This is a genomic window from Nocardia sp. NBC_01388 (assembly GCF_045040085.1).
In the GTDB taxonomy this organism is placed as follows: Bacteria; Actinomycetota; Actinomycetes; order Mycobacteriales; family Mycobacteriaceae; genus Nocardia.
This window is the reverse complement of sequence record NZ_CP109553.1, coordinates 714,254-737,116: the sequence shown is the minus strand read 5'-3', so window position 1 is coordinate 737,116 and position 22,863 is coordinate 714,254. Positions and strand designations below refer to the sequence as shown.

General features: G+C 66.3%; 24 protein-coding genes. 8 read left to right on the top strand and 16 right to left on the bottom strand.

The window, feature by feature from the left end:
* Positions 1 to 42: 42 nt before the first annotated feature.
* The 4 genes from OG716_RS03545 to OG716_RS03530 are packed head-to-tail and all read right to left on the bottom strand — an operon-like array spanning position 43 to position 4,408.
* Positions 43 to 933: a short-chain dehydrogenase/reductase gene (locus OG716_RS03545; RefSeq protein WP_405139497.1), complete on the bottom strand. Its 891-nt coding sequence runs from the start codon at positions 931 to 933 to the stop codon at positions 43 to 45.
* Positions 933 to 2,405, bottom strand: a complete 1,473-nt coding sequence (locus OG716_RS03540) for a flavin-containing monooxygenase (RefSeq protein ID WP_405136249.1) — start codon at positions 2,403 to 2,405, stop codon at positions 933 to 935. The genes OG716_RS03545 and OG716_RS03540 overlap by 1 nt, the downstream gene beginning before the upstream one ends.
* 33 nt (positions 2,406 to 2,438) lie before the next feature.
* Entirely contained in the window at positions 2,439 to 3,515 is a 1,077-nt protein-coding gene (locus OG716_RS03535; protein ID WP_405136248.1) for a PDR/VanB family oxidoreductase, read from the bottom strand.
* Positions 3,515 to 4,408: a metal-dependent hydrolase gene (locus tag OG716_RS03530; RefSeq protein WP_405136247.1), complete on the bottom strand. Its 894-nt coding sequence runs from the start codon at positions 4,406 to 4,408 to the stop codon at positions 3,515 to 3,517. Before OG716_RS03530 ends, OG716_RS03535 begins: the two co-directional genes overlap by 1 nt.
* Positions 4,409 to 4,505: 97 nt before the next feature.
* On the opposite strand from OG716_RS03530, the gene OG716_RS03525 reads away from it, so the two are divergent.
* Positions 4,506 to 5,120 (top strand): TetR/AcrR family transcriptional regulator, encoded by a 615-nt coding sequence (locus OG716_RS03525; protein ID WP_405136246.1) that lies wholly within the window; start codon positions 4,506 to 4,508, stop codon positions 5,118 to 5,120.
* Positions 5,121 to 5,129: 9 nt separating this feature from the next.
* Here the strand turns inward: OG716_RS03525 and OG716_RS03520 are convergent, their stop codons facing one another.
* Both OG716_RS03520 and OG716_RS03515 read right to left on the bottom strand, forming a co-directional pair.
* On the bottom strand, positions 5,130 to 6,359 hold the full coding sequence (locus OG716_RS03520) for a helix-turn-helix domain-containing protein (protein WP_405136245.1): 1,230 nt from the start codon (positions 6,357 to 6,359) through the stop codon (positions 5,130 to 5,132).
* 27 nt (positions 6,360 to 6,386) lie between these two features.
* Positions 6,387 to 7,865 carry an amidohydrolase family protein gene (locus OG716_RS03515; protein WP_405136244.1) on the bottom strand — a complete coding sequence of 493 codons (1,479 nt, stop codon included), beginning with the start codon at positions 7,863 to 7,865 and terminating at the stop codon, positions 6,387 to 6,389.
* Positions 7,866 to 8,048: 183 nt separating this feature from the next.
* On the opposite strand from OG716_RS03515, the gene OG716_RS03510 reads away from it, so the two are divergent.
* Complete coding sequence (locus tag OG716_RS03510) at positions 8,049 to 8,864, top strand: GNAT family N-acetyltransferase (protein ID WP_405136243.1); 816 nt, start codon at positions 8,049 to 8,051, stop codon at positions 8,862 to 8,864.
* 221 nt (positions 8,865 to 9,085) lie between these two features.
* Positions 9,086 to 9,250, top strand: a complete 165-nt coding sequence (locus OG716_RS03505) for a hypothetical protein (protein ID WP_405136242.1) — start codon at positions 9,086 to 9,088, stop codon at positions 9,248 to 9,250.
* A 22-nt stretch (positions 9,251 to 9,272) separates the two neighbouring features.
* Here the strand turns inward: OG716_RS03505 and OG716_RS03500 are convergent, their stop codons facing one another.
* Positions 9,273 to 10,082: a DUF1206 domain-containing protein gene (locus tag OG716_RS03500; RefSeq protein ID WP_405136241.1), complete on the bottom strand. Its 810-nt coding sequence runs from the start codon at positions 10,080 to 10,082 to the stop codon at positions 9,273 to 9,275.
* A 178-nt stretch (positions 10,083 to 10,260) separates the two neighbouring features.
* Between OG716_RS03500 and OG716_RS03495 the strand changes: the two genes are divergently transcribed.
* A complete protein-coding gene (locus tag OG716_RS03495) occupies positions 10,261 to 10,707 on the top strand; it encodes a hypothetical protein (RefSeq protein ID WP_405136240.1) in 447 nt (148 codons plus the stop codon).
* A gap of 38 nt (positions 10,708 to 10,745) precedes the next feature.
* Here the strand turns inward: OG716_RS03495 and OG716_RS03490 are convergent, their stop codons facing one another.
* The 4 genes from OG716_RS03490 to OG716_RS03475 form a co-directional block, all read right to left on the bottom strand.
* Positions 10,746 to 12,044 (bottom strand): family 1 glycosylhydrolase, encoded by a 1,299-nt coding sequence (locus OG716_RS03490; protein ID WP_405139495.1) that lies wholly within the window; start codon positions 12,042 to 12,044, stop codon positions 10,746 to 10,748.
* 98 nt (positions 12,045 to 12,142) lie between these two features.
* Positions 12,143 to 12,997, bottom strand: a complete 855-nt coding sequence (locus OG716_RS03485; RefSeq protein ID WP_405136239.1) for a universal stress protein — start codon at positions 12,995 to 12,997, stop codon at positions 12,143 to 12,145.
* Positions 12,998 to 13,068: 71 nt separating this feature from the next.
* Entirely contained in the window at positions 13,069 to 14,229 is a 1,161-nt protein-coding gene (locus OG716_RS03480) for a low temperature requirement protein A (RefSeq protein ID WP_405136238.1), read from the bottom strand.
* Positions 14,230 to 14,233: 4 nt separating this feature from the next.
* Entirely contained in the window at positions 14,234 to 14,713 is a 480-nt protein-coding gene (locus OG716_RS03475) for a universal stress protein (RefSeq protein WP_405136237.1), read from the bottom strand.
* Positions 14,714 to 14,893: 180 nt separating this feature from the next.
* Between OG716_RS03475 and OG716_RS03470 the strand changes: the two genes are divergently transcribed.
* From OG716_RS03470 to OG716_RS03455, 4 genes are all read left to right on the top strand, one after another.
* Entirely contained in the window at positions 14,894 to 15,850 is a 957-nt protein-coding gene (locus OG716_RS03470) for an alpha/beta fold hydrolase (RefSeq protein ID WP_405136236.1), read from the top strand.
* A 171-nt stretch (positions 15,851 to 16,021) separates the two neighbouring features.
* Positions 16,022 to 16,804 carry a helix-turn-helix domain-containing protein gene (locus tag OG716_RS03465; RefSeq protein WP_405136235.1) on the top strand — a complete coding sequence of 261 codons (783 nt, stop codon included), beginning with the start codon at positions 16,022 to 16,024 and terminating at the stop codon, positions 16,802 to 16,804.
* A gap of 110 nt (positions 16,805 to 16,914) precedes the next feature.
* On the top strand, positions 16,915 to 17,073 hold the full coding sequence (locus OG716_RS03460; RefSeq protein ID WP_355126362.1) for a hypothetical protein: 159 nt from the start codon (positions 16,915 to 16,917) through the stop codon (positions 17,071 to 17,073).
* Positions 17,074 to 17,109: 36 nt separating this feature from the next.
* Positions 17,110 to 17,457, top strand: coding sequence for a VOC family protein (locus tag OG716_RS03455; RefSeq protein ID WP_405139493.1), 348 nt, complete (start codon positions 17,110 to 17,112; stop codon positions 17,455 to 17,457).
* Between the two features lie 31 nt (positions 17,458 to 17,488).
* Here the strand turns inward: OG716_RS03455 and OG716_RS03450 are convergent, their stop codons facing one another.
* Genes OG716_RS03450 through OG716_RS03430 form a run of 5 tightly spaced genes read right to left on the bottom strand, consistent with a single transcriptional unit; the run spans position 17,489 to position 22,725 of the window.
* Positions 17,489 to 18,835, bottom strand: a complete 1,347-nt coding sequence (locus tag OG716_RS03450; RefSeq protein ID WP_405136234.1) for an FAD-binding oxidoreductase — start codon at positions 18,833 to 18,835, stop codon at positions 17,489 to 17,491.
* Positions 18,832 to 19,836, bottom strand: coding sequence for a hypothetical protein (locus OG716_RS03445; RefSeq protein WP_405136233.1), 1,005 nt, complete (start codon positions 19,834 to 19,836; stop codon positions 18,832 to 18,834). Before OG716_RS03445 ends, OG716_RS03450 begins: the two co-directional genes overlap by 4 nt.
* Complete coding sequence (locus OG716_RS03440) at positions 19,833 to 20,198, bottom strand: RidA family protein (RefSeq protein WP_405136232.1); 366 nt, start codon at positions 20,196 to 20,198, stop codon at positions 19,833 to 19,835. The genes OG716_RS03445 and OG716_RS03440 overlap by 4 nt, the downstream gene beginning before the upstream one ends.
* Complete coding sequence (locus OG716_RS03435) at positions 20,195 to 21,292, bottom strand: alpha-hydroxy acid oxidase (RefSeq protein WP_405136231.1); 1,098 nt, start codon at positions 21,290 to 21,292, stop codon at positions 20,195 to 20,197. Before OG716_RS03435 ends, OG716_RS03440 begins: the two co-directional genes overlap by 4 nt.
* Positions 21,289 to 22,725 carry an amino acid permease gene (locus tag OG716_RS03430; protein WP_405136230.1) on the bottom strand — a complete coding sequence of 479 codons (1,437 nt, stop codon included), beginning with the start codon at positions 22,723 to 22,725 and terminating at the stop codon, positions 21,289 to 21,291. Before OG716_RS03430 ends, OG716_RS03435 begins: the two co-directional genes overlap by 4 nt.
* Positions 22,726 to 22,863: the final 138 nt, after the last annotated feature.

Here is a 22,863-nt window from a genome sequence, read left to right as displayed (position 1 = left end):
CGCGGCTGAAACCTCGTTCGGCGATCACACCGATTCCCAGCTTCAGCGCTCGGTCCCCCACACGCGCTGCTCGACGGCATTGACCAATTCGTGTACTCGGGCATCGCGGGCCATCGTGCTGTCCAGTACGACGTTCACCGCGCCGCGCAGCAGGGCGTAGGGCTCCCAGCCGATGGGGGCGATGGTGCGGGGTGCGCGGCGGGCGATGCCGTCGGCGATTGTCAGGGCGGCCTCGTGTGCGGTGATCCGGATGCTGAGCGGCCAGGGCAGCATGTCGCCGAGGCGGCGGCCCAGTTCGTCGTCGTCGAGGGTGTCATGGGTCATCGCGGTTTCCACAACGCCGAAGTAGGCGACGCCCGCGCTCGCGCCGACTGCGGCCAGCTCGACCCGCAGTGCGCGACCGAGTTGTTCGACGGCTGCCTTGCTGATCATGTACGGCGATCCGCCCGCACCCGGCGCGAAGGCTGCGGCCGAAGACACCACGACCACATGGCCTTTCGCGGCAATGACCTGCTCGAGCGCGGGGCGGACGGTATTGAACACCCCGGTGAGATTGACGCCGATCACTCGATCGAAGTCGCGGCCGTTCATGACGCGCAGTGTTGCGGGCTTGGGCACGATCCCGGCATTGGCGACCACCACGTCGAGCCGGCCGAAGCGTTCCACCACCTGGGCGGTCACCTGCTCCATGGCCTCGCGGTCGGCGACATCGGCGGTGATCGCCACCGCGCGCTCACCGAGTGCGGCGGCCGCGGCGCGAGCGCCCGCCTCATCGATATCGGCCAGCGCCACCGATGCGCCGCGCGCGTAGAGAATCTTCGCCAGCTCCAGCCCGATGCCCTGTCCGGCGCCGGTGATCAACACCGCTTTGCCGTTCACGTCGTAGGAAGGACCGGCCATCCAGCCCAGCGGGTTCCACGCGCCGATGCCCATCACGCACTCACCTCATAAGAATCGATATCGAATCGGCTTGTGCGGCGGCGGTATTCGAAGCTCCAGTTCGGGTACAGACCCGCATTGTGTCCGTCCGCCGTCGTGTAGTAACTCTGACATCCGCCGGTGAGCCACACCGTCGAACGGCTGCGCTGCTCCATCTCGTCCAGGAACGCCTCCTGCACCTCCGGCCGCACCTCGACGCGCTGAACGCCACGCTCGCGCATGGTGCGCAGGGCGTCCACAATGTAGGCGACCTGCGATTCGATCATGAAGATCGCCGACTGATTTCCCGCCGCGCCGAACGGGCCCAGCGTGCAGAAGAAGTTCGGGAATCCGGCGAGTGCGGCGCCCAGATAGCTTTGCGGCCGTTTGGCATACACCTCGGCGGCGGTAAGGCCGTCGCGCCCGGTGAACCGTTCGAACGCACCCGGAACGGATTCGAAACCCGTGCCGTAGATGATGGTGTCGATCGGACGCTCGACACCATCGCGCGTCACGATGGAGTGCGCACGCACCTCCGCGATCCCGGTGGTGACGACCTCGACATTGTCCTGATCGAGCGCGGGCAGATAGGCGTCGGAGAAGATGGCGCGTTTACAGCCGATCATGTAATCGGGGGTCAGCTTCCGGCGCAGCTCGGGATCGCTGATCTGACGGCGCAGCTGCATCTTGCCCAGCAGCTCGTACGGATGCCGGAATCTGTTGTCCACGAAGCCGATCAGCCCGAATCCCTCGATCAGCGTGTAGTAACCCCCGCGAATCGCCTTGCCCACCGCGGGGACCCGGCGCAGCAGCGATCGTTCCAGTGCGGTGGTGGTGCGATCCATGCGCGGCACGATCCAGGGCGCCGAGCGCTGGAACAGCGTGAGCGCGGCGACCTTCGGCTGGATCTCGGGCACGAACTGCACCGCCGAGGCGCCGGTGCCGATCACCGCGACCCGCTCACCTGTCAGATCGTGCTCGTGATCCCAGTGCAGTGAGTGAAAGCTCTTGCCCTGGAAGGTTTCCAGACCGGGCAGCGACGGATACTTCGCATCACTGAACACCCCGGTCGCGGAGATGACGAAGTCCGCCGTCAGCGGACCATCGGCGGTGTGCACCCGCCAGATCGACTCCGACTCGTCCCACGTCGCCCGCACAACCTCAGCGCCGTAACGGATTCGGCCGGCGATATCGTTCCGGTTCGCCACCGAGCGCAGGTATTCGAGAATCTCCCGCTGCCTGCCGTAGGTCCGAGACCAGTTCGGATTCGGCGCGAACGAATAGCTGTACAGCTGCGACGGAACATCACACGCGCAGCCGGGATAGGTGTTCGCCTGCCAGGTGCCACCGAGGTCGTCCGCGCGCTCCAGAATCACCAGATCGTCGAAACCGGCCTCCCGCAACTTGATCGCGAGCCCGATGCCGGCGAACCCGGCGCCGATAATGACGATTTTCCTGTGCTCGATCGATCCGGCCTGAGTTTCCATTGGACGCCATCGTCCTTTCTAGATGTCGAGCGGTCAGAGATCGAGCACAAGACCGTCGCCGGCCGCTCGGGATACGCAGGTGAGCATGGACGTCGCACGCTCGGAATCAGGCAGGGTGCGGTCGCGGTGCTCTACCCCGCCCGCCAGTACCGCGACTTTGCAGGTGCCGCAGAAGCCCTGCCGGCAGGAGTAGACAACGCCGGGGAGTTCGCGGCGGATCGCGGCGAGCGCGGTCTCCTCCGACCCGACCCGCACCGTGGTCCCGGTCCGCGCCAGGCGGATGTCGAACTCCCTGCCGTCGACGACCGGCAGCGCCGAAAAGCGTTCGGTGTGCAGCGATCCCGTCGGATTGAGCACGAATGTCGTGCGCTGCGCGGCCGTCAGGACCGGCGGCGGACCGCAGACGTACACCGCCGCGCCGGGTTCCGCGCGACGGATCAGCTCTTCGACATCCACGACCCCGAATTCGTCGTCCGGACGGATGTCGATCTCGCCACCGGTGCACGCACTCAGCTCGTCCAGGAACGGCATACTCGCGCGTGACCTGCCGAGATAGACCATCTTCCAGCGAGCTCCGGCATCGTGGGCGGCCTGCACCATCGGCAGGATCGGCGTAATGCCGATACCACCGGCGACAAACAGGTACGAGGGCGCCTCGACGAAGGTGAACGCATTGCGCGGGCCGCGAATTCGCAGGGTGTGACCCGCGCGCAGGACCTCGTGCACCTCACGGGATCCCCCGCCGCCGCCGTGAATGCGCCGCACCGCTATCCGATACCGCAGCCGGTCCGCCGGATCACCGCAGAGCGAATACTGCCGCTGGCGGCCCGAGGGCAGGAACACATCCAGATGCGATCCCGGCGTCCATGTGGGCAGCCGCGCGCCGTTTCCCGCGACCAAGGTCAGACTTACCACGTCCTCGGCCTCGGCACGCACCTCATCGACCACTAGATCCAGCTCGAACCCACTGCGCCGCAACGGGTTCGAGCGTGACAGCACATGCGCGGACCGGCCGGAGACGAAGACCTGCTTATAGGCATCCAGAGCCGCCACCAGAGCGCGCATTGCCACCGGCGGCGCGTATTCCTTCGCCACGGTCCCGGTCCCCATCAGTGCCCGGCCGCGCGCGCGGCCGGCGACTGCGCCAGATACCGCAGCGCGACATCCATGGGCCCGAGCTGCGAGGGATGAAAGCCCGGGCGCAGATACCGCGGCATCTCGGTGAAGAACGTCGTGAAACTCGGAATTACGCCGCGCACAGTCGCATTGACGAACTGCAACGGCCAGAACCTACCCTTGTCCGGCAGCGGATCCTGCCGGTAGAGATACGCCGTCGACACGATGAACAGCGGCAGCAGCGTGGCACTGGCCAGCACTGCGGTCCGGGCCTTGCGCGCATAGCTGCCATCGACATACATGTACGCGTCGTAGACGACACTGCGGTGCTCGACCTCTTCGGCGCCGTGCCAGCGCACCAGGTCCAGCATCGTCGGATGCATGCCCTTCGCTTCGAGAATGTCGGCCTTCAGCAGCCACTCACCCAAGACCGCGGTGTAGTGCTCCATACCCGCGAAAAGCCCGAGCCGCTCCTTGAGCCACTCTTCCTTCGCACGACCGCTCAGACCGTGGTCACCCAGGATCCGATCCACCAGCCACGCAACCATATTCACGTAGGACTCGACATCCAGCCCGATCGACTGCAGATGCCGGCGCGCGCCTTCGTGACTGCCGGCGTGCATCGACTCCTGGCCGATGAATCCCGCGACCTCCTCGCGCAGCCGCGCGTCCTCGATCAGCGGCAATGCCTCGGCGAGACAGTTCGCCATCGCCCGCTCGCCCTCCGGGAGCACCAGGTGCATGACGTTGACGATGTGGGTGGCCAGCACCTCACCGGGGATGTAGTGCATCGGCACCGACGCGAAGTCGAAATGGACGTCGCGAGCATGAATCGCATGCGCTTCGTCGCCGTAGGGGTGCCTCGTCGCACCAGCCTTATCAGCCATGCCCTGAACGTACAGTGACACAAATTGCATTGCAATGTTGCAGCTACAAATCGCTCCATAATGTTGCAGAGGACCTGATCTCTGCTAGCGTCGAAGGGTGACCACTCCGCCTATGACCTCGAAGAACGCCCTCGAAACAGCCGATTCCATCGAATCGCGCATCCTCGACGCCGCGCTGGTCCAGTTCGAGCAAGTGGGCATCAAGAAGACCACCATCGAGGACATTGCCCGCCGCGCCGGCGTCGACCGCGTGACCGTGTACCGCCGGGTCGGCTCTCGCGATGATGTCGTGCAGCACGTCACGACCCGCGAGGTCGCACGGGTGCTCGCCGAACTGGCCGAGATCCCCGAACGCCACCACACCCTCGAAGACCTGGTCGCCGATATCTTCGTCACCGTCGTCACCCGCTGGCGCACCCATCCCCTGCTCAACAAGATGCTGGCCCTGGAACCGGAACGGGTACTGCCGCAACTCACTACAGCAGGCGGAGCCACCTTCGTCATGGCGCTCGCGGCGACAACGGGCGCGCTGCAGCGCGCGGTCGAGGATGGGATGCTCCCGGACTCCGCCGATATGGTCACCCGCGCGGAGATCATCTGCCGAATCGTCCACTCGCTCGTCCTGCAACCGGAGGGCACCACCCCGCTGGGCACCAGCGAGGAACTCGACGCCTTCGCGCGAAAGTACTTGGCGCCGATCATCTCCGGATGATCGGCCGCCTCAGCCGAGGGTTGCCAGGGCGAGCAGTTTGGCCAGATCGCGCCGGATCAGGTGATGATCGTGGCGCGCCAGTTTCTGCAGGGTGCGATGTGCGCGCCAGTCGTAGCGAATATCCTCCGAGCAGGCCCGCTCGACCTGCTGCAGTGCGAACACCGCGGCGAAATCCTCGCCGCGCAAGCTGTAGGCGTAGGCCGTGGTCAGGAAGTACCCGACTCGCACATCGATGGCGGACTCATCGGGGATATCGGTTTCTGCCGCCAATCGGATGGCGTCGTCGACCCGCCCGAGGCGCAGATCGATATCCATGCCGGTGATCGCGATTTCCTTGGCCCCGAACCGAACTCGTCGATCCGAGGAGTTCGGTCCGAGCTCGTCGGCCAGCTGCCCGGCCTGCGCGAGCAGCGCCGCGGCAGCGTCGGCGTCCAGCCGTGCGGCGGCCGCCTCGGCGGCCACCAGCAGCAGCGCCCCGTCGACGAAAGCCGCGCGCTTATCGTCCCCGGCGTTCACCCGCAGCCACTTCGACGCGGTCACCGCATAGTCGAAACTCTCGGCGTGATAGCCCATCGCCAGCAGCACACCGGCCATATGCCAGCAACTGATCGATATGGCGAGCGGCTCGGAGTTGCGCGCCAGGATGCCGATGGGCCGATCCGCGACCAGCCAGGCGAGATTGTGCTCGCCGACACGGGTGAACAGCAGCCGGGCCAGCTGATAGGCGTCGACGAGCAGCCGGCCCGACTCCTCGACCGGTTGTGTCGAATCCGATTGCGCCGCAGCGCGAACCACGCGCGCCGCCACCAGCACCCGGGGCAGCCGCGCCGCCAGTTCTGTATAGCGGCCGGGCGAACCGAGCCACACCTGCCAGCACTGCTCCAGTCCGTCATGGACGGAATCGATTGTTGGCGAACCTGATTCGAGATCGATATCCGGATGTACGGACGGATGGTTCATCACCGCCCGGGTGAGCGGCGCCATATCCAGCCCCACATCGTGCGCGATCGGCCGGTTCAGCGCCGACCAGCCGACCAGTTCCATCGGACTATCGAAATGCAGCACTTCGGCCAGCCGCGTGGCCATTTCGATGCTGTCGAGGCGGCAGCGGCCGACTTCCACCTGACGCAACCACTCCTCGCTGCGGCCGGACAGTTGCGCGACCACTCTGCGCGACAAGCCGAGGCGTCGGCGACGCAGCTCGATTCGCTCTCCCGCGGTGAGTATTCGGTGATCCATATCGGAAGCTATTCTGCTCCAACAATCTCACCCCGGATAGAGGGGAACACCCGGCAATCTTCCGGTGAGATGTCCCCGGTGCAGAACCGGAATACCCGCGACAACAACATCATCTATTCCGGTGGCCAAACGGAATGGTCTGATATAGGTGGCGTGATCGCTGATCGCGGCCGGATCGATAACAATCACATCAGCCGCCTGGCCGATCGCAATGGTGCCGCGATCATGCAGCCGGAATCGCGCGGCCGGGCGGGCGGACAGGTGTACCACGGCCTCTTCCCAGGTCCAGTCCCCCAGCTCTATGACATGTCGGCGGATCAGCCGGGCGAAGGTGCCGTAACCGCGCGGATGAGGTTGCTCGCCGATATAGATACCGTCCGACCCACCCATATGCGCATTGTGGCGCAACAATTCCCGAATCGATTCCTCGTCTTCGGAGAAATCGATCACCACACCGGCGTCAAGTGCGGTATCGACAAGGACGTCGGCGCAGAGATCAGCCGGATCGACGCCGGCCGCGTCGGCGGCATCGGATATCCGCATTCCGATCGCCCACCGGTACGACCCAGCGGGCACATGGGACAGCGTCAATGTGCGCCACTGCGCCGGGTCGCTCTCCGCGGCGAACCGCCGGCGCGCAGTGCGATCGGTCAATCGATCGAGCACGCGGTCGAGTTCGGCGCCGCCGAACCAGTCCGGCAGCATTCGCGCCAGGATGCTGCAGCCACGCCCGTACGGGTAGGTGTCGTAGGTGATGTCGATACCGCCGCGGCGGGCGGCGTCCACCAGCCCGACCAGCTGACCGCTCGGACCGTGGTAGTGCGAAACATGCACCGCCACCCGGGCTTCGCGGCCGATCGCGGCGGCCTCCACCATGCCCAGCTCCGCCTGTTGACCGTAGCCGCGCATATGGGTCACGTAGGGCAGCCCCAGGCGCGCGGCCGGAGCGCAGAGCGCGGCGAGTTCGTGCACTGTCGCGAAGCGGCCCGGCAGGTAGCCGAGACCCGACGAAATGCCTGCCGCGCCTTGGTCGATGCCCTCCTCGACGAGTCGGACCATGGCCGCCAGCTGGTCCGCGTCGGGCGGCTTCGGCGAACCCCGCATGACGCTGTATCGCACGGTCCCGTGCGGCACCAGGTAGACCGTGTTCACCGCCGTCGTGCCCCGATAGCCGTCGAGCAGTTCCGCGACGGTCAGCACCTGTCCGGAATCGATCGACGATGACTCGGGCTCCCCCGGTTCCGTGGCCCGATAGCCGTTGACCGCGGCGAAATATCTTGATACCCATGCCAAGGCCGCCGAGGTGGCGGGTGCGAAGGACAATCCGTCCTGACCCAGGACAACGGTGGTCACTCCCTGCCGTAGCAGCGCCAACTGCGGGCCCTGCTCATGAATGACCGCATCGGCATGCAAATGAGCATCGATGAATCCCGGGGCCACATAGCGCCCCGATGCGTCGATCTCGTGCCGCGCATGCGCTCCGTCGCAGGCGCCGATCTCGCGCATTCGATCGCCGACTATGCCGATGTCTGCACGGTAGCCAGGGCGACCGGTTCCGTCTAATATCAGGCCGCCACGAATTAGCACATCGAAATGCATTGTCCCCGAAGTTAACCTATCAATAACTGATGGGTGAACGACCGGGAGCGGGTACGGTTTCATGATCCTTTTGAGCAACACTTTCGCGTTATGGCAGCCATGACCGAATTCATCAAAGTCAACGAGCTGAACGAGCTCGACAGCTGGTCCGACCCGATCACCTTGTACCGGGACGTATTCGGCTTGAAGTCGGACGATCCCGCCCCCAGTTCCCGACTGCTCGCAGCTCTCACCCACAATGGCGGAATTGTGCTCGGCGCCAAGGTTAATGGGCTATTAGCTGGGTTCAGTTACACCTTCCTGGGCCGTGACCTGACCTGCGAGGGCCACGCTGCCTCCCTCTATCACTATATGGAGTTACTGGTGGTCCGCGCGGAGCTACGGAACCTCGGGGTCGGCCGGGTCCTGATGCATCGCCTGCGTGATATCTCGCTCGCCCGCGGCGTCGATACCGTGCGCTGGGCCTATGATCCGCTGCGCACCGACAACGCCTACTTCTACCTCGATGTACTCGGCGCCCGCAGCCGCGGATTCGCGCCGAATCTGTACGGCGTCGAGGACACTGGACGCGATCGGGGCCGTCCCACCGACCGCATTCTGGCCCATTGGGACCTCACCGCACCGCCACACCGGCACTGGCCGCCACCGCCCGCCGGACTCGATATCGGGAACCCCGCCATCGATCCCCGCAGCGGAACGGTGCTGCTCGCGGTGCCCTCGGTGTACGGCGAGCATCCCAGCCGCGACCTCGTTGTACGGCAGCAGCGGATTTGCGCGGTACTCGGCCATCTCATCGCGGACGGCTTCCACGCCGTGTCATGCCAGCGGGCCACCGACGGCCAGGCGGTGTACCGGCTCATCCGGCGTGATCATGCCGAGCCATCCCAGATAGGCCGCCCCAGATGACTTGGGGCGGAATCACCAGATTCGTTTGGCGCCGAACGTCATCGGCGAATTGGGTCAATACCCACCACCGCGCCGTTCCCCCACCGCAGGGGCCGGAAATTCGCCAACGCGGATACGCAATAGCGCCCGCGCGGCTGCCTAGCCTGAAAACGAACCGTCGCCGGCCTCGGCACAATCCGTACCGGATCGGCCGACGCGATGGCGAATCGGCAGGAGCCACAATGCTGTTCGACACCCAACTGGTTCTGGTACTGATGGCGTCGCTCTGGTCGATCGCCATGCTGCTCGCGGTCGCGACGGCCGTACTCGCCCACGATCCGAAAAAGCGAGCCGACGCCCGGAAAGTGGTGTCCGCGCTACTGCGCTTTCACCTGCCGCCCAGGTGATTTCCGTGAGGGCCGTGCCCGGCTACATCTTGGTGGACCGGGCCATGACGAAGCTGTAGAGGCCGTAGGTGATGATGCCCAGCCCCGCCACGACAAGTAGGAGCGCGCCGTACGGTTGCGCGCCAAGGGTTTTGAACGCGCCGTCGAGTCCGGTGGCCTTGTTCGGCTGGGACTGGGTCGCGGCCAGGATGATCAGCAGCCCGGCGGCGGCGATGGCCAGGCCCTTCGCGATGTATCCGATCGTGCCCAGCCAGCGCACGAAATCGCTGCCGGCGTCCTTCAGATCTTGCAGGAAGCTCCGGCTGAATCCCTTGTATACGTGGTAGCCACCGACCCCGATGATGATCAGCCCGCCCGCGACCAGACAGACCGTGCCCGTCGTGGTGTGCATGAGCCGGGCGGTGAGCCCCGCGCTCTGCGCACCACTGGATTTGCCGCGCCCACGGGCAAATCCCAAGGCGGAGAAGGCAAATGCGAAGTAGACCACTGCCACGCAGAATGCCTTGAAGCGATCGATCGCCTCGGCCTTCTTGCTGTCGGCGTCGGGTTGAGACGCGCTGCCGAGCGCAGTTTCGGCGAGCCGCCACAGCGCCATCACCAGAAATGCGACAACGCCTATCCACAGCGCAATGATGCCGCCCGGCTTACCGGCCAGCTCCGTCATGGCGCCGGACTGGTCAGCGGTGCCACTCGCGCCGCCGAACGCGATACGGATGGCGAGATAACCGATAAGCAGATGCACGATGCCGCTCATGACGAAGCCGGCCCGCGCGAACCGCTCGAAGACACTGTTCTGCGCAATCCGGCCCGCAACGGAGGTCGAGTTGTCCATGGTTCCTTCCGGGCGGTCGATCGTCCGATACGGCTGGCCCGCCCATGCCATGGTTGCCCCGCTGAGCCGAGATGAATCACGCGAATGAGAAGATCGGGACGTACCTGGCTGAGGTCTAAGCGGCAGGTCATCGTTGCAGCACTCCATTGGATGGCACTCACCCGAAGGAATTCGCATCATGACAGCTCACACGTTCCGGCGCGGCCTCGCGGCTCTCGCCTGCTCTTCCGCGGCCGTGCTACTGCCCGCCGCCCCGCATGCCGGCGCGGAGATCGTCGGCGTCATCGTCTACAACACGGGTAGTCAGGGTCCGGTCATGGGTTGTCCGCAGACCATCGGGGCGGGTATCACCGACCCGGCCGGCAGCGCATTCGAGATCACCGACAACGGCGCGCCGTTGCAACCGGTCACGCTCGATCCGAACGGGGATCCGCAGGTGCTGTGGACCCCGGGCACTCTGGGCTGGCACACCATCGAGGTGCGGCAGCACAAGCCGGACGGCTACACCGCCAGCGGGCACCTCGACATCGAGGTGCACCGCGTCGGAATCAATTCCGGCAGTGTGTGTCTCGCCGACGGGCTGCCGCTCTGGATCAACCCGCAGACCGGCTCACTGTTCACCTGAGACGGCCGGCGTCTCGGCGGCGCTGACTCCGCGCGGAGTCAGCGGACGGTGACCGGGGCGATGCAGCTCGAGGGCAGATCCTGCAGTGAACAGAGCGCGGGGGCTCGGGTGGGCAGGTAGCCCGCCGGGACTCCGCCGGAGGTGGCGATGTCGTGGTACGCGCCGACGGCATCGGTGGGGCGGCGGGTCAGGCCGGGATCGGTGGTGACGTCCACGGTGTAGAGGCCGAAACGTGGTGAGTAACTGCCCCATTCGTAGTTGTCGGTAATGCTCCAGTAGTTGTAGCCCATGACGTTCATGCCGTCGGCCTTCGCGCGCTGCACCCAGTAGACGGTGTCGCGCAGGTCATCCGCGCGGGTCATGCCGTCGGTGGTCGGCGAGCCGTTATCGGAGGGCATACCGTTCTCGACGATGTAGAGGGGCCGGCCCGGAAACTTCTGCGAATATCTGCGCAGCACGTAGTAGATGCCCTCGGGCTCGAGCACGAGGCTCGACGGCTGATTGGTCAGCATCGCAGCCAGATTCGGCGGATTGCTCAGCGATCCGCCGTAGTAGTAATCGATTCCGACGTAGTCGAGCTTGTCGGCGATCCGGTCGACGAAGGACGCATCGGCCTGGGCCGCACCGATATCCGAGTAGGCGATATTGCTGGTGACCATCGCATCGGCCTGCCGGGAGTGGATGTAGTCGTAGATCCCCCGGTGCGCGGTGACCATTCGATCGATCATGGGCGCGACATCGAGCGCGCCGAGATCGCCGATCCGCTGCTCCTGTCCCACATACGCCAGCGGCTCGTTGAACGTGACCCACAGCGGATCGGATCCGGCATAACGATCAACCACCGCACGGGCATTGGTCAGCCAGTCATTGACCATTCCCGGATTGCGCCAGCCGCCACGATCGACCTCCCACCCCGGGAACACCCAGTGGTCCAGGGTGATCATCGGCCGCATTCCGGCCGCGCGGATCCGCGCGATCACGCTGTCGTAAAAGGAGAAATCCCATTCGCCCGGACTCGGTTGCACCCGCGCCCACTCCACGCTGATCCGGTAGACGCCGACGCCGATATCGGCCGCATGCTGGATGTCCTCACCGTAACGATGAAAGAAGTCGACGGAATCGCGATAGCCCTCGGCCCGGCCGGATCCGGCGTACCGGCTCCAATTGCTGTCGGGCGCGGAGCCTTCGCTCTGGAACCCGGAACTCGATACACCCCACAGGAAATTGCCGCCGACCGATGGTAGCCCGGGATCAGCGGAGGCATTCCCGGGTACGGTGACCGCGCACAGTGCAGCCAAAGCGGTACATACCAGCGCAAACAGTGCACGATATCCCATCTCATCGAGAATACCTCCCGGAGAGCCGGTTTCGTTGCGCACCGATCAGATTGCCGGTGCGCTACCCGAACTCGGACACCCCCACCGGCAACGACGATTCAATCGCTGTTGCCGGTCGATGGCCGCGCAATGATGGTGGGACAGCTGATCTCGTCCAGCACCGCCTGGCTCGTCGATCCGATAATCATGGCGGACAATGCGTTTCGCCCGTGGCTGCCGAGCACCATGAGCTGCGCATTCGCTGCTCGTTCGATCAGATGATCGACCGCGTAGCCCTCGACGACGGCCCGGTGCACCACGACGTCGGGATAGCGTTCGCCGTAACCGGCAAGGTTCGCCGCCAGCAGCGCCTCGGGCTCTTCCTCCAGCTCAGGGCGGGTGCCGTGCAGCATGGGCCGAGTCCAGGCGTGCACGGCGACAAGTTCCGCCGAGCGCGAGGACGCTTCGTCGAATGCGATCTGAATGGCGACGGTGCTGTAGGCCGACCCGTCGACGCCGACCACCACCGGACCCGGCTTCGCGCCGCCACCGCCGAAGGTGGCCGGAATCACCGCAACCGGACAGCGCGCCCGGCGCGCCACCGCACTGCTCACCGAACCCAGCACGCCCGCGCCGTGCCCGCCCGCGCCGACGACCAGCAGCCGCGCCTGTTCGGAGAAGTCGACCAGGACGGAGATCGACGGCGTATCCACCACAAAGGTCTCGATATCCACGGTCCCCACCGGCGCGGCGGCCGCGATCGCCGCCTCGGTCGCCTGTGCGACGACCGCATCCCCGTCCCGCTGCAGCATCTCTTGATCATGAGAGATCGGCGCGTCCTGTTCCGGCACTCCGGCATAGACGAGGTGCAGCGGGCAGCCGTGCCGCGCGGCATCGACCGCGGCCCAGCGCACCGAGGCCAGAGCCGCGTCCGAACCATCGATTCCGACAACGATCGGCCGGTTGGCAACCATCGAAAATCCTCCTCCTGCGTCACAGTGGCCTCGACATCCGGCTCCGACGCTACCCGGCTGCGGCGCTGTAGCTAGGCCGCCGCTCGGCGCAGCAGGAGCAGTGGCCTGCCCGTGGTGACCGTCCAGTGCTCGTAACCGTTGAGCGCGAGCAGAATCGCGGTCACCAGCGCCAGCATCACAATCTCCGGCAGCAGCGGCGCCGCGACGGCCAGCGCGGCGAGCACCGTGGCCCCCGTGGCCCGGCCCACCGTGGCCGCGCCGAACATTCGCCAGCGGGTGAAACAGAAGGCCGCCACATAGAGCGCGGCGCCGAGCGGCAGCAGGTATCCGGTGACCCCGTGCGGAATCGCGGTCGGGTCCTCGACCATGGTGCGCGCACCCACCGAGACCAGCACCAGTCCGATCACCAGGATGACGTGCCCGTAGCTCAGCACATCTCGCACCACGGTGCCACGCACCTGATTGGTGCGCAGCGAATGCTCCACGGCCGAGAACCCGTACGCGAAGTACAGCCACCACAGCCCGCAACCGAGGACGAAGGTCAGCACCACACTGCCCCAGGACACCACCCCGAGATTCGCCTGCGCCGCCTCGGAACCGACCGAGGCCACCATCTCACCGAGCGCGATGATGACGAAGGTGCCGAACCGTTCGGGCAGATGTGTGGCCCCGAACTGCACGGCTCCGAGCCGGCGTGCCAGCAGCGCCGGACCGGCGAAGGCCAGCAGCACCGCAATGATCCAGAGCCCGTTGCGAATTCCGCCCGGGGGCGCCACCGCCGCCCCCACCAGCAGCAGGGCGCTGATCACGGTCACGGTGTACGGGTTGAACACATTGCCGAGCGTCCCGGCCCGCGCGAACGAGCCCTTGCGCCGCATCGCATCCCACAGCAGCAGCCGCAGCACCAGATGCGCCACGGCGAGAATCAGGGGCGGGCCGTATCCGGTGAACGCGTGCGGTGCGGTGATCGCGATGACGAACACACATAAACCGCACGCGAACAAGAAGATCCGCTGCCTGTCCGAATCCTCTATCCCGTGCACGGTCAGGGTGGTCCCGACCCACGACCACCACATGATCGCGAGCAAGAGCACCGTCTGGCCCACCGCTGTCCAACTTTGTTCCACCACCGGCACATGCGCCGCTTGAGTCACCGCGAACACCAACACCAGATCGAAGAACAACTCCGCCCAGCTGGCCCGCTCGTGCGCCTCGTGTCGAGCTTCCGTCACGCCGCTACGGTACGACAGTCACCGGCCAGCGCCCTGATCTCACCAGCCGCATGGCCACCGACCCCACCAGCCGGTGTCCCGCCTGCTGCGAGGCGCCGACGACCACCGCATCGGCGCCGAGTTCGTCTGCGGCCTTGGCCAGTTCGGTATAGGCGTCGCCGTGCCTGGTGAGGAACTTCCACCGGATGGTGTAGATATCCTTGACCCGCTCGACGGCTTCGCGAATCTCCGCGACCAGCTCATCGGCTATTTCGGAGGTCACCGACCGGACGTCGGTCCCCAATCCGGCGGCCATGGCCATCCACGGCTGGACGTAGACGACGGCGAGCAGCGCATGCTGTCGCCGCGCCAGCCCGGCCGCGTAAGCCGCTGCCCGCCACGAGGATTCGGAGCCGTCGACCCCGACCGCGATCACCAGCGGACCGTCGGTGCCCAGTTCGAAGCCGGAATCGCCCTGTGCCCCGGGAGTCGTCGCCTCGCTCACGTCCCCAGCCTAATTCACCGCCGACGCGGCTACGCGAACATCTCGGCGCCGGGGCGGCGAGGCCCCACCCAGGGTGGTGATCTGCTCCCCCTCGGGGGAGCGACCCCAGCTCTCGGGGTCCTGATACCGGTGGCGAATGCGGCGGACAGTTGGGTCATCACCAGCGAACCGGAGCCTCCAATGTCGATATCCCGCATGATCGCCGCCGCGGCCGAACGTCGTGCCACGGTCGCGACCGAGGACCGGGTGGCGCTCACGGTGCGCGAATACGGCCCGCGCACCGCGGACCTCACCGTCGTTCTGCTGCACGGACATTGTCAGCGCTCCGAGTCCTGGACCGACGTCCGCGATGCGCTGCTGCGGCAGTATCCCGGCGCCCGGGTCGTCTGCTACGACCATCGCGGCCACGGCGACTCCGCCACGGCGCCCCGGGAGACCTACCACCTCACACAACTGGGCTACGACCTGCGCGAGGTGCTCGAGGCCGTCGCTCCCACCGGACCGGTAATCCTCGTCGGCCACTCGATGGGCGGTATGACAGCGCTGACCTATCTCAGCCAGAATCCGCACGAGATCGGCACCCGCATAGTCGGCGTGGCCCTCATCGCGACCGCCGCGAGCGGGCTCGCCGATGCCGGTTTCGGCCGCCTCCTGCGCAATCCGGTCGTTTCGGCATTCCAGACCGCCGTCCGCTACGCCCCGCGGCTGATGCAGCGCGCAAAGCTGGTGGCCTGCAAGGTCTTCGCCCCGGTCATCCGCACCGCCGAATTCGGGAATCGCAAGGTCAGCCCGCGCGTGCTGAGCCTCGCCGAGGCGATGCACAATGAGACGCCGATCGTGACGATGGCGAGTTTCCTCAGCTCTTTCGCGCATTACGACCGAACCGGCACGCTGCCGGCCCTGTCGAAGATCCCGACCCTGGTGCTGTGCGGCACCGCCGACCTGATGACGCCGCCCTCGCATTCCGTCGCGATGGCCGCCGCGGTCGAGTATTCGGACCTGGTCATGATCGAGGGCGCCGGTCACTCGGTGATTCTCGAACAGCCGGTGCAGGTGGCCGAGGCGATCGCCCGCCTGCTGACCCGCGCGAGCGGCACCGGCCGAATCGAGCGGACGCACCTCACCCTCGTCGCGTAATTCCGACTATCGCGTACTGAAGCCGGTCGGGTGGAGTGCAAACTGTTTGCTACCGCTATCTGCACTCGGGGGCGAGGCGTGTGCACCACCCGGACGGCCGATATGGTACGGATACAAGGGTGGTCGAAATCTTCTTCACCAGCTAGTTCGCCGTTCCAGGAGTGATGCGCCGTGACTGTCCAGCAGACCGCGGATCACGAATATCCGCCGCAGCCACCCACTCTCGGTCAGTTGCTGCGCAGACTCCGGGACGCGCGGCAGATTTCCCGGGAGCGACTGGCCTTCGCGGCCGGCGTGAGCGTCAGCTACCTCACGCACCTGGAACAGGGGCAACGGGAGCGGCCGACGCACTCGGTGGTGAAAGCGCTGGTGCAGCAACTGGATACGGTCACCGCGCTATCGGACACCGAGCGCAGGCATCTGCACGATCTGGCGGGTCTGGCCGAAACCGCGGTGCCCACCGTGGCGCAATTGCAGGCCCAGATCACCCCGGCGATGCACCACGTCCTGGCTCTGCACTCCCCCGCTCCGGCCGCGTACTTCGATATCCGCCTCAACCTGCTGGCCCTCAACAACGCCTACGCCGCCGCACTTCCTGGGCTGGCCGAAACCGGCAACTGGATCCACTGGATGTTCGGCAACGAACTCTCGAAGCGGGTCATGGTCGATTGGGAGCAGGAGGCCGCACTCGCGGTATCCCGACTGCGCGGCACCCTGGGCGGATCCGGCAGCCCGGCCTGGTTCGCCGAACTGATCACCGAATACGGCGTCTACCCGCAGTTCCGCCGCCTGTGGGCACACAGCACCGCCGCCTTCGGCCGCGCCCAGACCCCGGTCCACCTGCGCGACCCCCGGACCGGCGGCTGCACCCGCTACTACAGCCACTCCTTCGGAGCCCACTCGATCCGCTACCCCGGCTGGATCGGCTTCGTCTCCTGCCTCCGCGTGCCCTGAGCAGGCACCAGCGGTGTGAGCAGCGTAACGGCTACTCGCAACCTGGCGTCAACACTGTAGGTCTACAGTAGGCCCCACGGCTGCTCATACGAGCCGGCAAGGAGGACCGCATGACCCAGAAGGCAATGCACGATCCCAACGGCAGTACCGATCGGCCGCTCAGGTGGCCCGATCCCAGTCCGCTGAGCAGTTGGTGGGACACCGTCATGGAATTGCCACACTGCGATACCGTGCCGAAACCACGCGCTACGGGCGCACACGAGCTCTGACAATCGGGCGCGCGGCATAATGTCGACGTGGCTGAGATGAGCATTCGCCGAGTGGTGCCCGACATTACGACCGCGGATCTGGCCGAGAGCCGAAAGTTCTACGGCCTCATCGGGTTCGAGGAGGTCATGGATCTAGGCTGGGTGGTCACCATGGCCTCGCCGTCGAATCCGACCGCACAGGTCACGCTGGTCCAGCCGGGGGCGGACTACACGCAGCCGGACTTCAGCGTCGAGGTTGCCGATGTGGACGTGGTGCACGAAACCCTCGCTGCCGCAGGGGCCGACATCGTTTATGCCCTGCGGGACGAACCCTGGGGCGTCCGCAGGTTCTTCGTTCGCGACCCGAGCGGGCGCATTGTCAATGTGGTGAGCCACCGGGACTGATCCGATCGGTCACTCGTGGCGGATAGGGCGGTCAGGCATCGAGGATCTTGCCGGGGTTCAGTAATCCGTGCGGGTCCAGGGCCTGTTTGATGGTCGTCATGATGTCCACGGCGGGGCCGTGTTCGGCGCGCAGGTACTTCTTCTTCGTCAGGCCTATGCCGTGCTCACCGGAGGCGGTGCCGCCCACCGCGAGGGCGTGGCGCACCACCTCATCGGAGAAGCGCAGAGCGGTCGGCAGGGTCGTGTCGGTGTAGGGCACCACCACATGGACATTGCCGTCGCCGATATGGCCGGCGACGCTGATATCCAGGCCGAGTTCCGCGCCGAGCCGGGTGGCCGTACCGACCGCATCGGCGATGCGGGAGTACGGGACGGCGGTGTCGGTCACGAGGAAGCGATGCCGCGGACTGCGGGCCTTGAGGGCTAAGAACAGTTGGTGACGGTCCTCCCACAGGGTGTGGCGCTCGGTATGGGTGCGGGCCACTTCGATGCCGTCCGCGTGATACGCGCGGCAGACCCGCTGGATCTCCCGCTCGTCCGCATCCGCCGCCGCGGACGAAGCCGCCTCCAGATCGATGAACAGGGCCGGTGTTTCGGCATATCCGCTGCCACGAAAAGCGTTGACGGCGGCCATACTCGCGGCGTCGACGAACTCGAGCCGGCTCACCGGCACCGCGAGCCCGAGCAGTTCGACCGCCGCTGCCACCGCCTCCCGAACCGTCGGAAACGAAATCCGCAGCGAGCGCAGCCATTCCGGAATCGGATGCAATCGCACGGTGAGCTCGGTGATGACCGCCAGCGTGCCCGCCGACCCGATCACCAGATCCTTCAGGTCGTAGCCGCTGGAACTCTTGCGCACCGCCCGGCCCAGCCGTGCGACCCGGCCGTCTGCGAAGACCGCTTGCAGCGCAGGAACATTGGCGCGCATACCGCCGTACCGCACACCGGTGGTGCCACTGGCATTGGTCGCGGCCATCCCGCCCAGCGAGGCGTCCGCACCGGGATCCACGGTGAATTGCAGGCCGAATTCGGCCGCCGCCGCATTGAGCCGGGTGCGGGTGACACCCGGCTGCACGGTGGCGGTGAAGTCGGCGGGCGCCAGGTCCAGAATCGAATTCGCCTGCGACAGATCGAGTATCAACTCATCGCCGCGGGCCAGCAGATGACCCTCCAGGCTGGTGCCCGCCCCCCGGGTGATCAGCGGGGTGCGGGTATCGCGCGCCCAGCCGACGACCGCCAGTACGTCGTCGAGACCGGCCGCATAGGCGATGCCACGCGGGCGTCGGCCGAGGCGGCCGGTCTCGTCGGCGGTGAACTGATCGAGCACCGACGGGCGGGTGTCGATGTCGAAGGGCGTGCCGTCGAATACAGATGTCACCCGCGTTCCAGAATGGTGGTGACCAGCATGGTGTGATCCTCCATCCGCCGCGTCACCGACCAGCCCAGGTCGGCGAAGGCGCGTTCGTATTCGAGCTGCGTCCACAGCCGCACGCCGGTGATGGTGTGGTAGATCTCGTAAGTCGGTGAGAACCAGGGCTGTTGGGTCCAGTGCTCGGCCTCGAGCAGATAGCCGTCGCCGATGACGAGGCGGCGCACATTGGGGAACCACTCCATCCAGCCGCGCAGCACCGCCGCGATTCCGTCGCCGTCGCTGGCGAGTTGATGCAGCAGGAAAAACGACATGGCCGTGGTGACGCTCTCCCGGTCGATCTTGCCGAGCCAGGCGGGCGGCTGCGGTTCCGGCTGCACCGAACCCGGCAGCAGTGTGATCCGTTCGGAGAGTCCGAGTTTCGCGACATCGACCGTGGCGGCGTCGATCACCTCGTCCTCGATATCGACGCCGAGGAACTGTTCCCGCGGCGCCAGCCCGGCCAGCGCCTGAACCCGTCCGGCGTCGGCGCACCCGAGATCGATGGTGCAGCCCGGGGTGCCGGCGGCAATGGAAGCGCCGATGGTCGCGAATATCTCCGGCCGCCGCCGTGCGATATCGGTGCAGGCGCGTGCCACCTCACCGGGTTCGGTTGCGGCGGGGATGTATTCATCGTGTGCTGCGCCGGAGAGCCGCCGGAAGGTCGGTTCCCAGCCGCGGACCGCGCACCGGACGAAGCCGCGGTTCTTGCCGACATCGTGGCCGGTGTGGGTGAGGTGGTAGCGGTGGCCGCGCCGGGCCAGGAAGCCGGCCCGGACCAGGCCGTGGGCGACGGTCTGCTGGATACCGGTGCTGGGCGCGATGGTGTCGCCGCCCAGCAGCGTTGTCCACCAACCCCAGTCGTCGGCCGCGACAATGAGCTGACCGGCGGTCTGGCCCTCGATGACGTCGCGGATGGTGAAGTCGCCGATGCCGGCGTGGGGATGCACGAGCGGTGTCACTGCGGTCATGATGATCTTCCTCGAGCTGGGGCGATGGCGATCGCCTGGATTTCGATGAGCAGCCCCTCGATGGGCAGGGTGGTGACAGTCGTGGTCCGCGCCGGTGCGGCTGACGTGAAAAATTTGCCGAAGGCGGCATTCCAGGCCGGAACCCATTGGCGGCCGGCCAGATAGCATTCGAGTTTGAGAACGTCGTCGCGTGAACTGCCCGATTCGGCCAGTACCGCATCGAGCCGGTCGAATACCGCGGCGGCCTGCTCGTCGAAGGTGGTTGCGGACACGGTCATGGTGGCGGGGTCGATCGCGGCCAGGCCGGAGGTGAATACCAGCCCGCCGCCACTGCGGAACGAGGGGAACGCTGCGGCGCTCACGAGGCGGCCCCCGTGATGCGGGTGCCGTCGATATCGCCGATCGTCGCGGCGCCGGAGAGGATCATCAGCGTCCGCAGCTCCTCGGTGAGCAGCTCCAGCACGCGGTCCACCCCGGCCTCACCGGCCGCCGCCAGTCCGTAGATGGCCGAGCGGCCGATGATCACCGCATCCGCGCCCAGCGCCAGCGCCAGATACACATCGCTGCCGGTGCGGATTCCGCTGTCCAGCAGGATCGGCAGCTCGGCCCCGACCGCCGCTCGAATGCCCGGCAGCATATCCAGACTCGCGGGCGCCGGATCCAGCTGGCGGCCACCGTGATTGGAGACCACCAGCGCCGAAGCACCGGCGGCGAGCGCCCGTTCGGCCGTCGCCGGAGTGAGAATGCCCTTGGCGATCCACGGCAGTCCGAAATCGGCCGCCGCAGCCGTCAGCTGGTCCCAATTCCACACGGAACCACCCTGTTTGAGCAACTGACCGAAGACTTCGGCGACCCCGGGCGCGCCGTTCTCCCCGGTGAGATTGCCCGCGAACAGGCGCTGGTCCGGATCGAAGCGATTGCCCATATTACGGGTGCGGAAGCCGCCTACCGGGCAGTCCACGGTGACACAGAGAGCATCGAAACCAGCCCGCCGCACCCGTTCCGCCACCGCGGCCGCATGCGCGAACGGGTGCAACTGGGCAATGCGCGCGGCGCGCGGGGCCATCGTGTGCACCTCCTCGTAGGAGAAGCTGCCCGCCTCGGGCACGATCGACAGCGCGCCCCGATGCTGAGCCGCCCGGGCGACGGCGAGGTGGCCATCGGGATGGAACAGTGCGTCACCGCCGAAAGGCGCGGTGACCACCGGAGTTTCGAGGGACATTCCGAGGAGTTCGGTGCGAGTCGACGGTGTCGCGACACCGCTCATCGGTTCGGGCAGAATCCGCCAGTGGCCGAACGCCGCCAGATTGGCGCGCAGCGTGATCTCTTTGCCCGCACCGCCTTCGACGAAGTCGAAGACATCGGAGTCCAGGGCCGCTGCCGCCGCGCGGTGGATTTCGTCGTGGGTGCCGAAGGTGACCTGGGTCGGATAGAAGCTGTCCAGCTGAGCGGTCACGCGGCACCTCCTGCGGCCACCACGGAGTGCCGACGGCCATAGGTGAGGTAGAGCACCACGCCGACGGCGCTCCAGATCACGAAGCGCAGCCAGGTCAGCGTCTCGAAGGTGGTTGCCAGCCAGATGCATCCGGCGATCGCGACAATCGGCACCACCGGCATGAGCGGAGTCCGGAACGGCCGGGGCCGATCGGGATCGGTGCGGCGCAGGATCATCACGCCCAAGGCCACGATGAGGAAGGCGAACAGCGCGCCGATATTCACCAGTTCGGCGACGGTGTCGATCGGCGTCAGCCCCGCGACCACGGCGATCACCGTGCCCAGCAGCAGACTCAGCCGCACGGGCGCTCCACGGGAGCTGGTGCGGCACAATGCCTTCGGTACCAGCCCGTCGCGGCTCATGGCGAACAGCAGCCGGGTCTGCCCGTAGAACACCATCAGCAGACCCTTGGTCAGGGCGATCACCGAGGCCACCAGGATCACCTTGCCGATCCATCCGGCGCCGATCGCGGCCAGCGCGGTGGCCACCGGCGCGGAGTTGTTCAGGCTGGAATACGGTGCGACACCGGTCAATACGGCGCTCACGGCGATGTACAGCAGGGTCGCGATGACCACCGAGCCGATAATGCCCCACGGCATATCCCGGCGCGGATTACGGGTCTCCTCGGCCGAGGTGGCGACCACATCGAAGCCGAGATAGGCGAAGAACGCCATGGCCGCCCCGCCCGCGATGCCATTGACGCCGAACGGCATGAACGGCGCCCAGTTGCCGGCGTGCACATGCGGTGCGCCGACCGCGATGACCACAATGAGGACGGCAACGGTCAGCGCCACCAGCGTCTTCACCACGGCGGCGGCGATTTTCACCTCGAACACCAGCACGGCGACGATGAGTCCGACGATGACAACCGCCGGGAGATTGACCACTCCGCCATCACTGGGCCCCGCCGAAATTGCCTTCGGAAGGGTGACGCTGAAAAGCGATTTCAAGGCCGCGCCGAATAATCCGGACCAGCCGATGGCAATTGCCGCCGTGGCCACCGCATATTCGAGCAGCAGATTCCATCCGACAAGAAAGGCCGGGACCTCACCCATGGTCGAATAGGTGTAGGTATAGGCGCTGCCGGATACCGGCGTCATTGCCGCCAACTCGCTGTAGCACAGCGCCACCAGCACGCAGATCGCCCCTGCCAGCAGAAATGACAGGACGATCGAGGGGCCGGCCTTGGTTGCCGCGGCAACGCCGGTGGTGACGAATATGCCGGCGCCGACAATGGTTCCGACCCCCATGGCGATCAGATCGGTGCGCCCGAGAGTGCGTTTGAGGGCCCCATCGGTAGTTGCCGCCGAAGCGATCGAGGCGTCGGTACTGCGTACGCGGAATGCGGTCGGCCGCCGCGTGGCGGAGGGCCCGACCTGGGTGGGTGCTGCCATGACTGGAATCCATTCGCTGGGAATGTATTTGTTTCTTGTGCATTCAGTGAACCAACCGAAGTTTGTGTACTGATGAACGCAAGTAACGAACCAGTTTCGTGATTTTCACGCAATATGTTGTGGCACAACATCTTTCAG

Coding starts and splice junctions, on each gene's coding strand:
- OG716_RS03545 (WP_405139497.1), bottom strand. CDS start 933: ATGGGCATCGGCGCGTGGAACCCGCTGGGCTGGATGGCCGGTCCTTCC.
- OG716_RS03540 (WP_405136249.1), bottom strand. CDS start 2,405: ATGGAAACTCAGGCCGGATCGATCGAGCACAGGAAAATCGTCATTATC.
- OG716_RS03535 (WP_405136248.1), bottom strand. CDS start 3,515: ATGGGGACCGGGACCGTGGCGAAGGAATACGCGCCGCCGGTGGCAATG.
- OG716_RS03530 (WP_405136247.1), bottom strand. CDS start 4,408: ATGGCTGATAAGGCTGGTGCGACGAGGCACCCCTACGGCGACGAAGCG.
- OG716_RS03520 (WP_405136245.1), bottom strand. CDS start 6,359: ATGGATCACCGAATACTCACCGCGGGAGAGCGAATCGAGCTGCGTCGC.
- OG716_RS03515 (WP_405136244.1), bottom strand. CDS start 7,865: ATGCGCGAGATCGGCGCCTGCGACGGAGCGCATGCGCGGCACGAGATC.
- OG716_RS03510 (WP_405136243.1), top strand. CDS start 8,049: ATGGCAGCCATGACCGAATTCATCAAAGTCAACGAGCTGAACGAGCTC.
- OG716_RS03505 (WP_405136242.1), top strand. CDS start 9,086: ATGCTGTTCGACACCCAACTGGTTCTGGTACTGATGGCGTCGCTCTGG.
- OG716_RS03500 (WP_405136241.1), bottom strand. CDS start 10,082: ATGGACAACTCGACCTCCGTTGCGGGCCGGATTGCGCAGAACAGTGTC.
- OG716_RS03495 (WP_405136240.1), top strand. CDS start 10,261: ATGACAGCTCACACGTTCCGGCGCGGCCTCGCGGCTCTCGCCTGCTCT.
- OG716_RS03490 (WP_405139495.1), bottom strand. CDS start 12,044: ATGGGATATCGTGCACTGTTTGCGCTGGTATGTACCGCTTTGGCTGCA.
- OG716_RS03485 (WP_405136239.1), bottom strand. CDS start 12,997: ATGGTTGCCAACCGGCCGATCGTTGTCGGAATCGATGGTTCGGACGCG.
- OG716_RS03470 (WP_405136236.1), top strand. CDS start 14,894: ATGTCGATATCCCGCATGATCGCCGCCGCGGCCGAACGTCGTGCCACG.
- OG716_RS03460 (WP_355126362.1), top strand. CDS start 16,915: ATGACCCAGAAGGCAATGCACGATCCCAACGGCAGTACCGATCGGCCG.
- OG716_RS03455 (WP_405139493.1), top strand. CDS start 17,110: ATGAGCATTCGCCGAGTGGTGCCCGACATTACGACCGCGGATCTGGCC.
- OG716_RS03445 (WP_405136233.1), bottom strand. CDS start 19,836: ATGACCGCAGTGACACCGCTCGTGCATCCCCACGCCGGCATCGGCGAC.
- OG716_RS03430 (WP_405136230.1), bottom strand. CDS start 22,725: ATGGCAGCACCCACCCAGGTCGGGCCCTCCGCCACGCGGCGGCCGACC.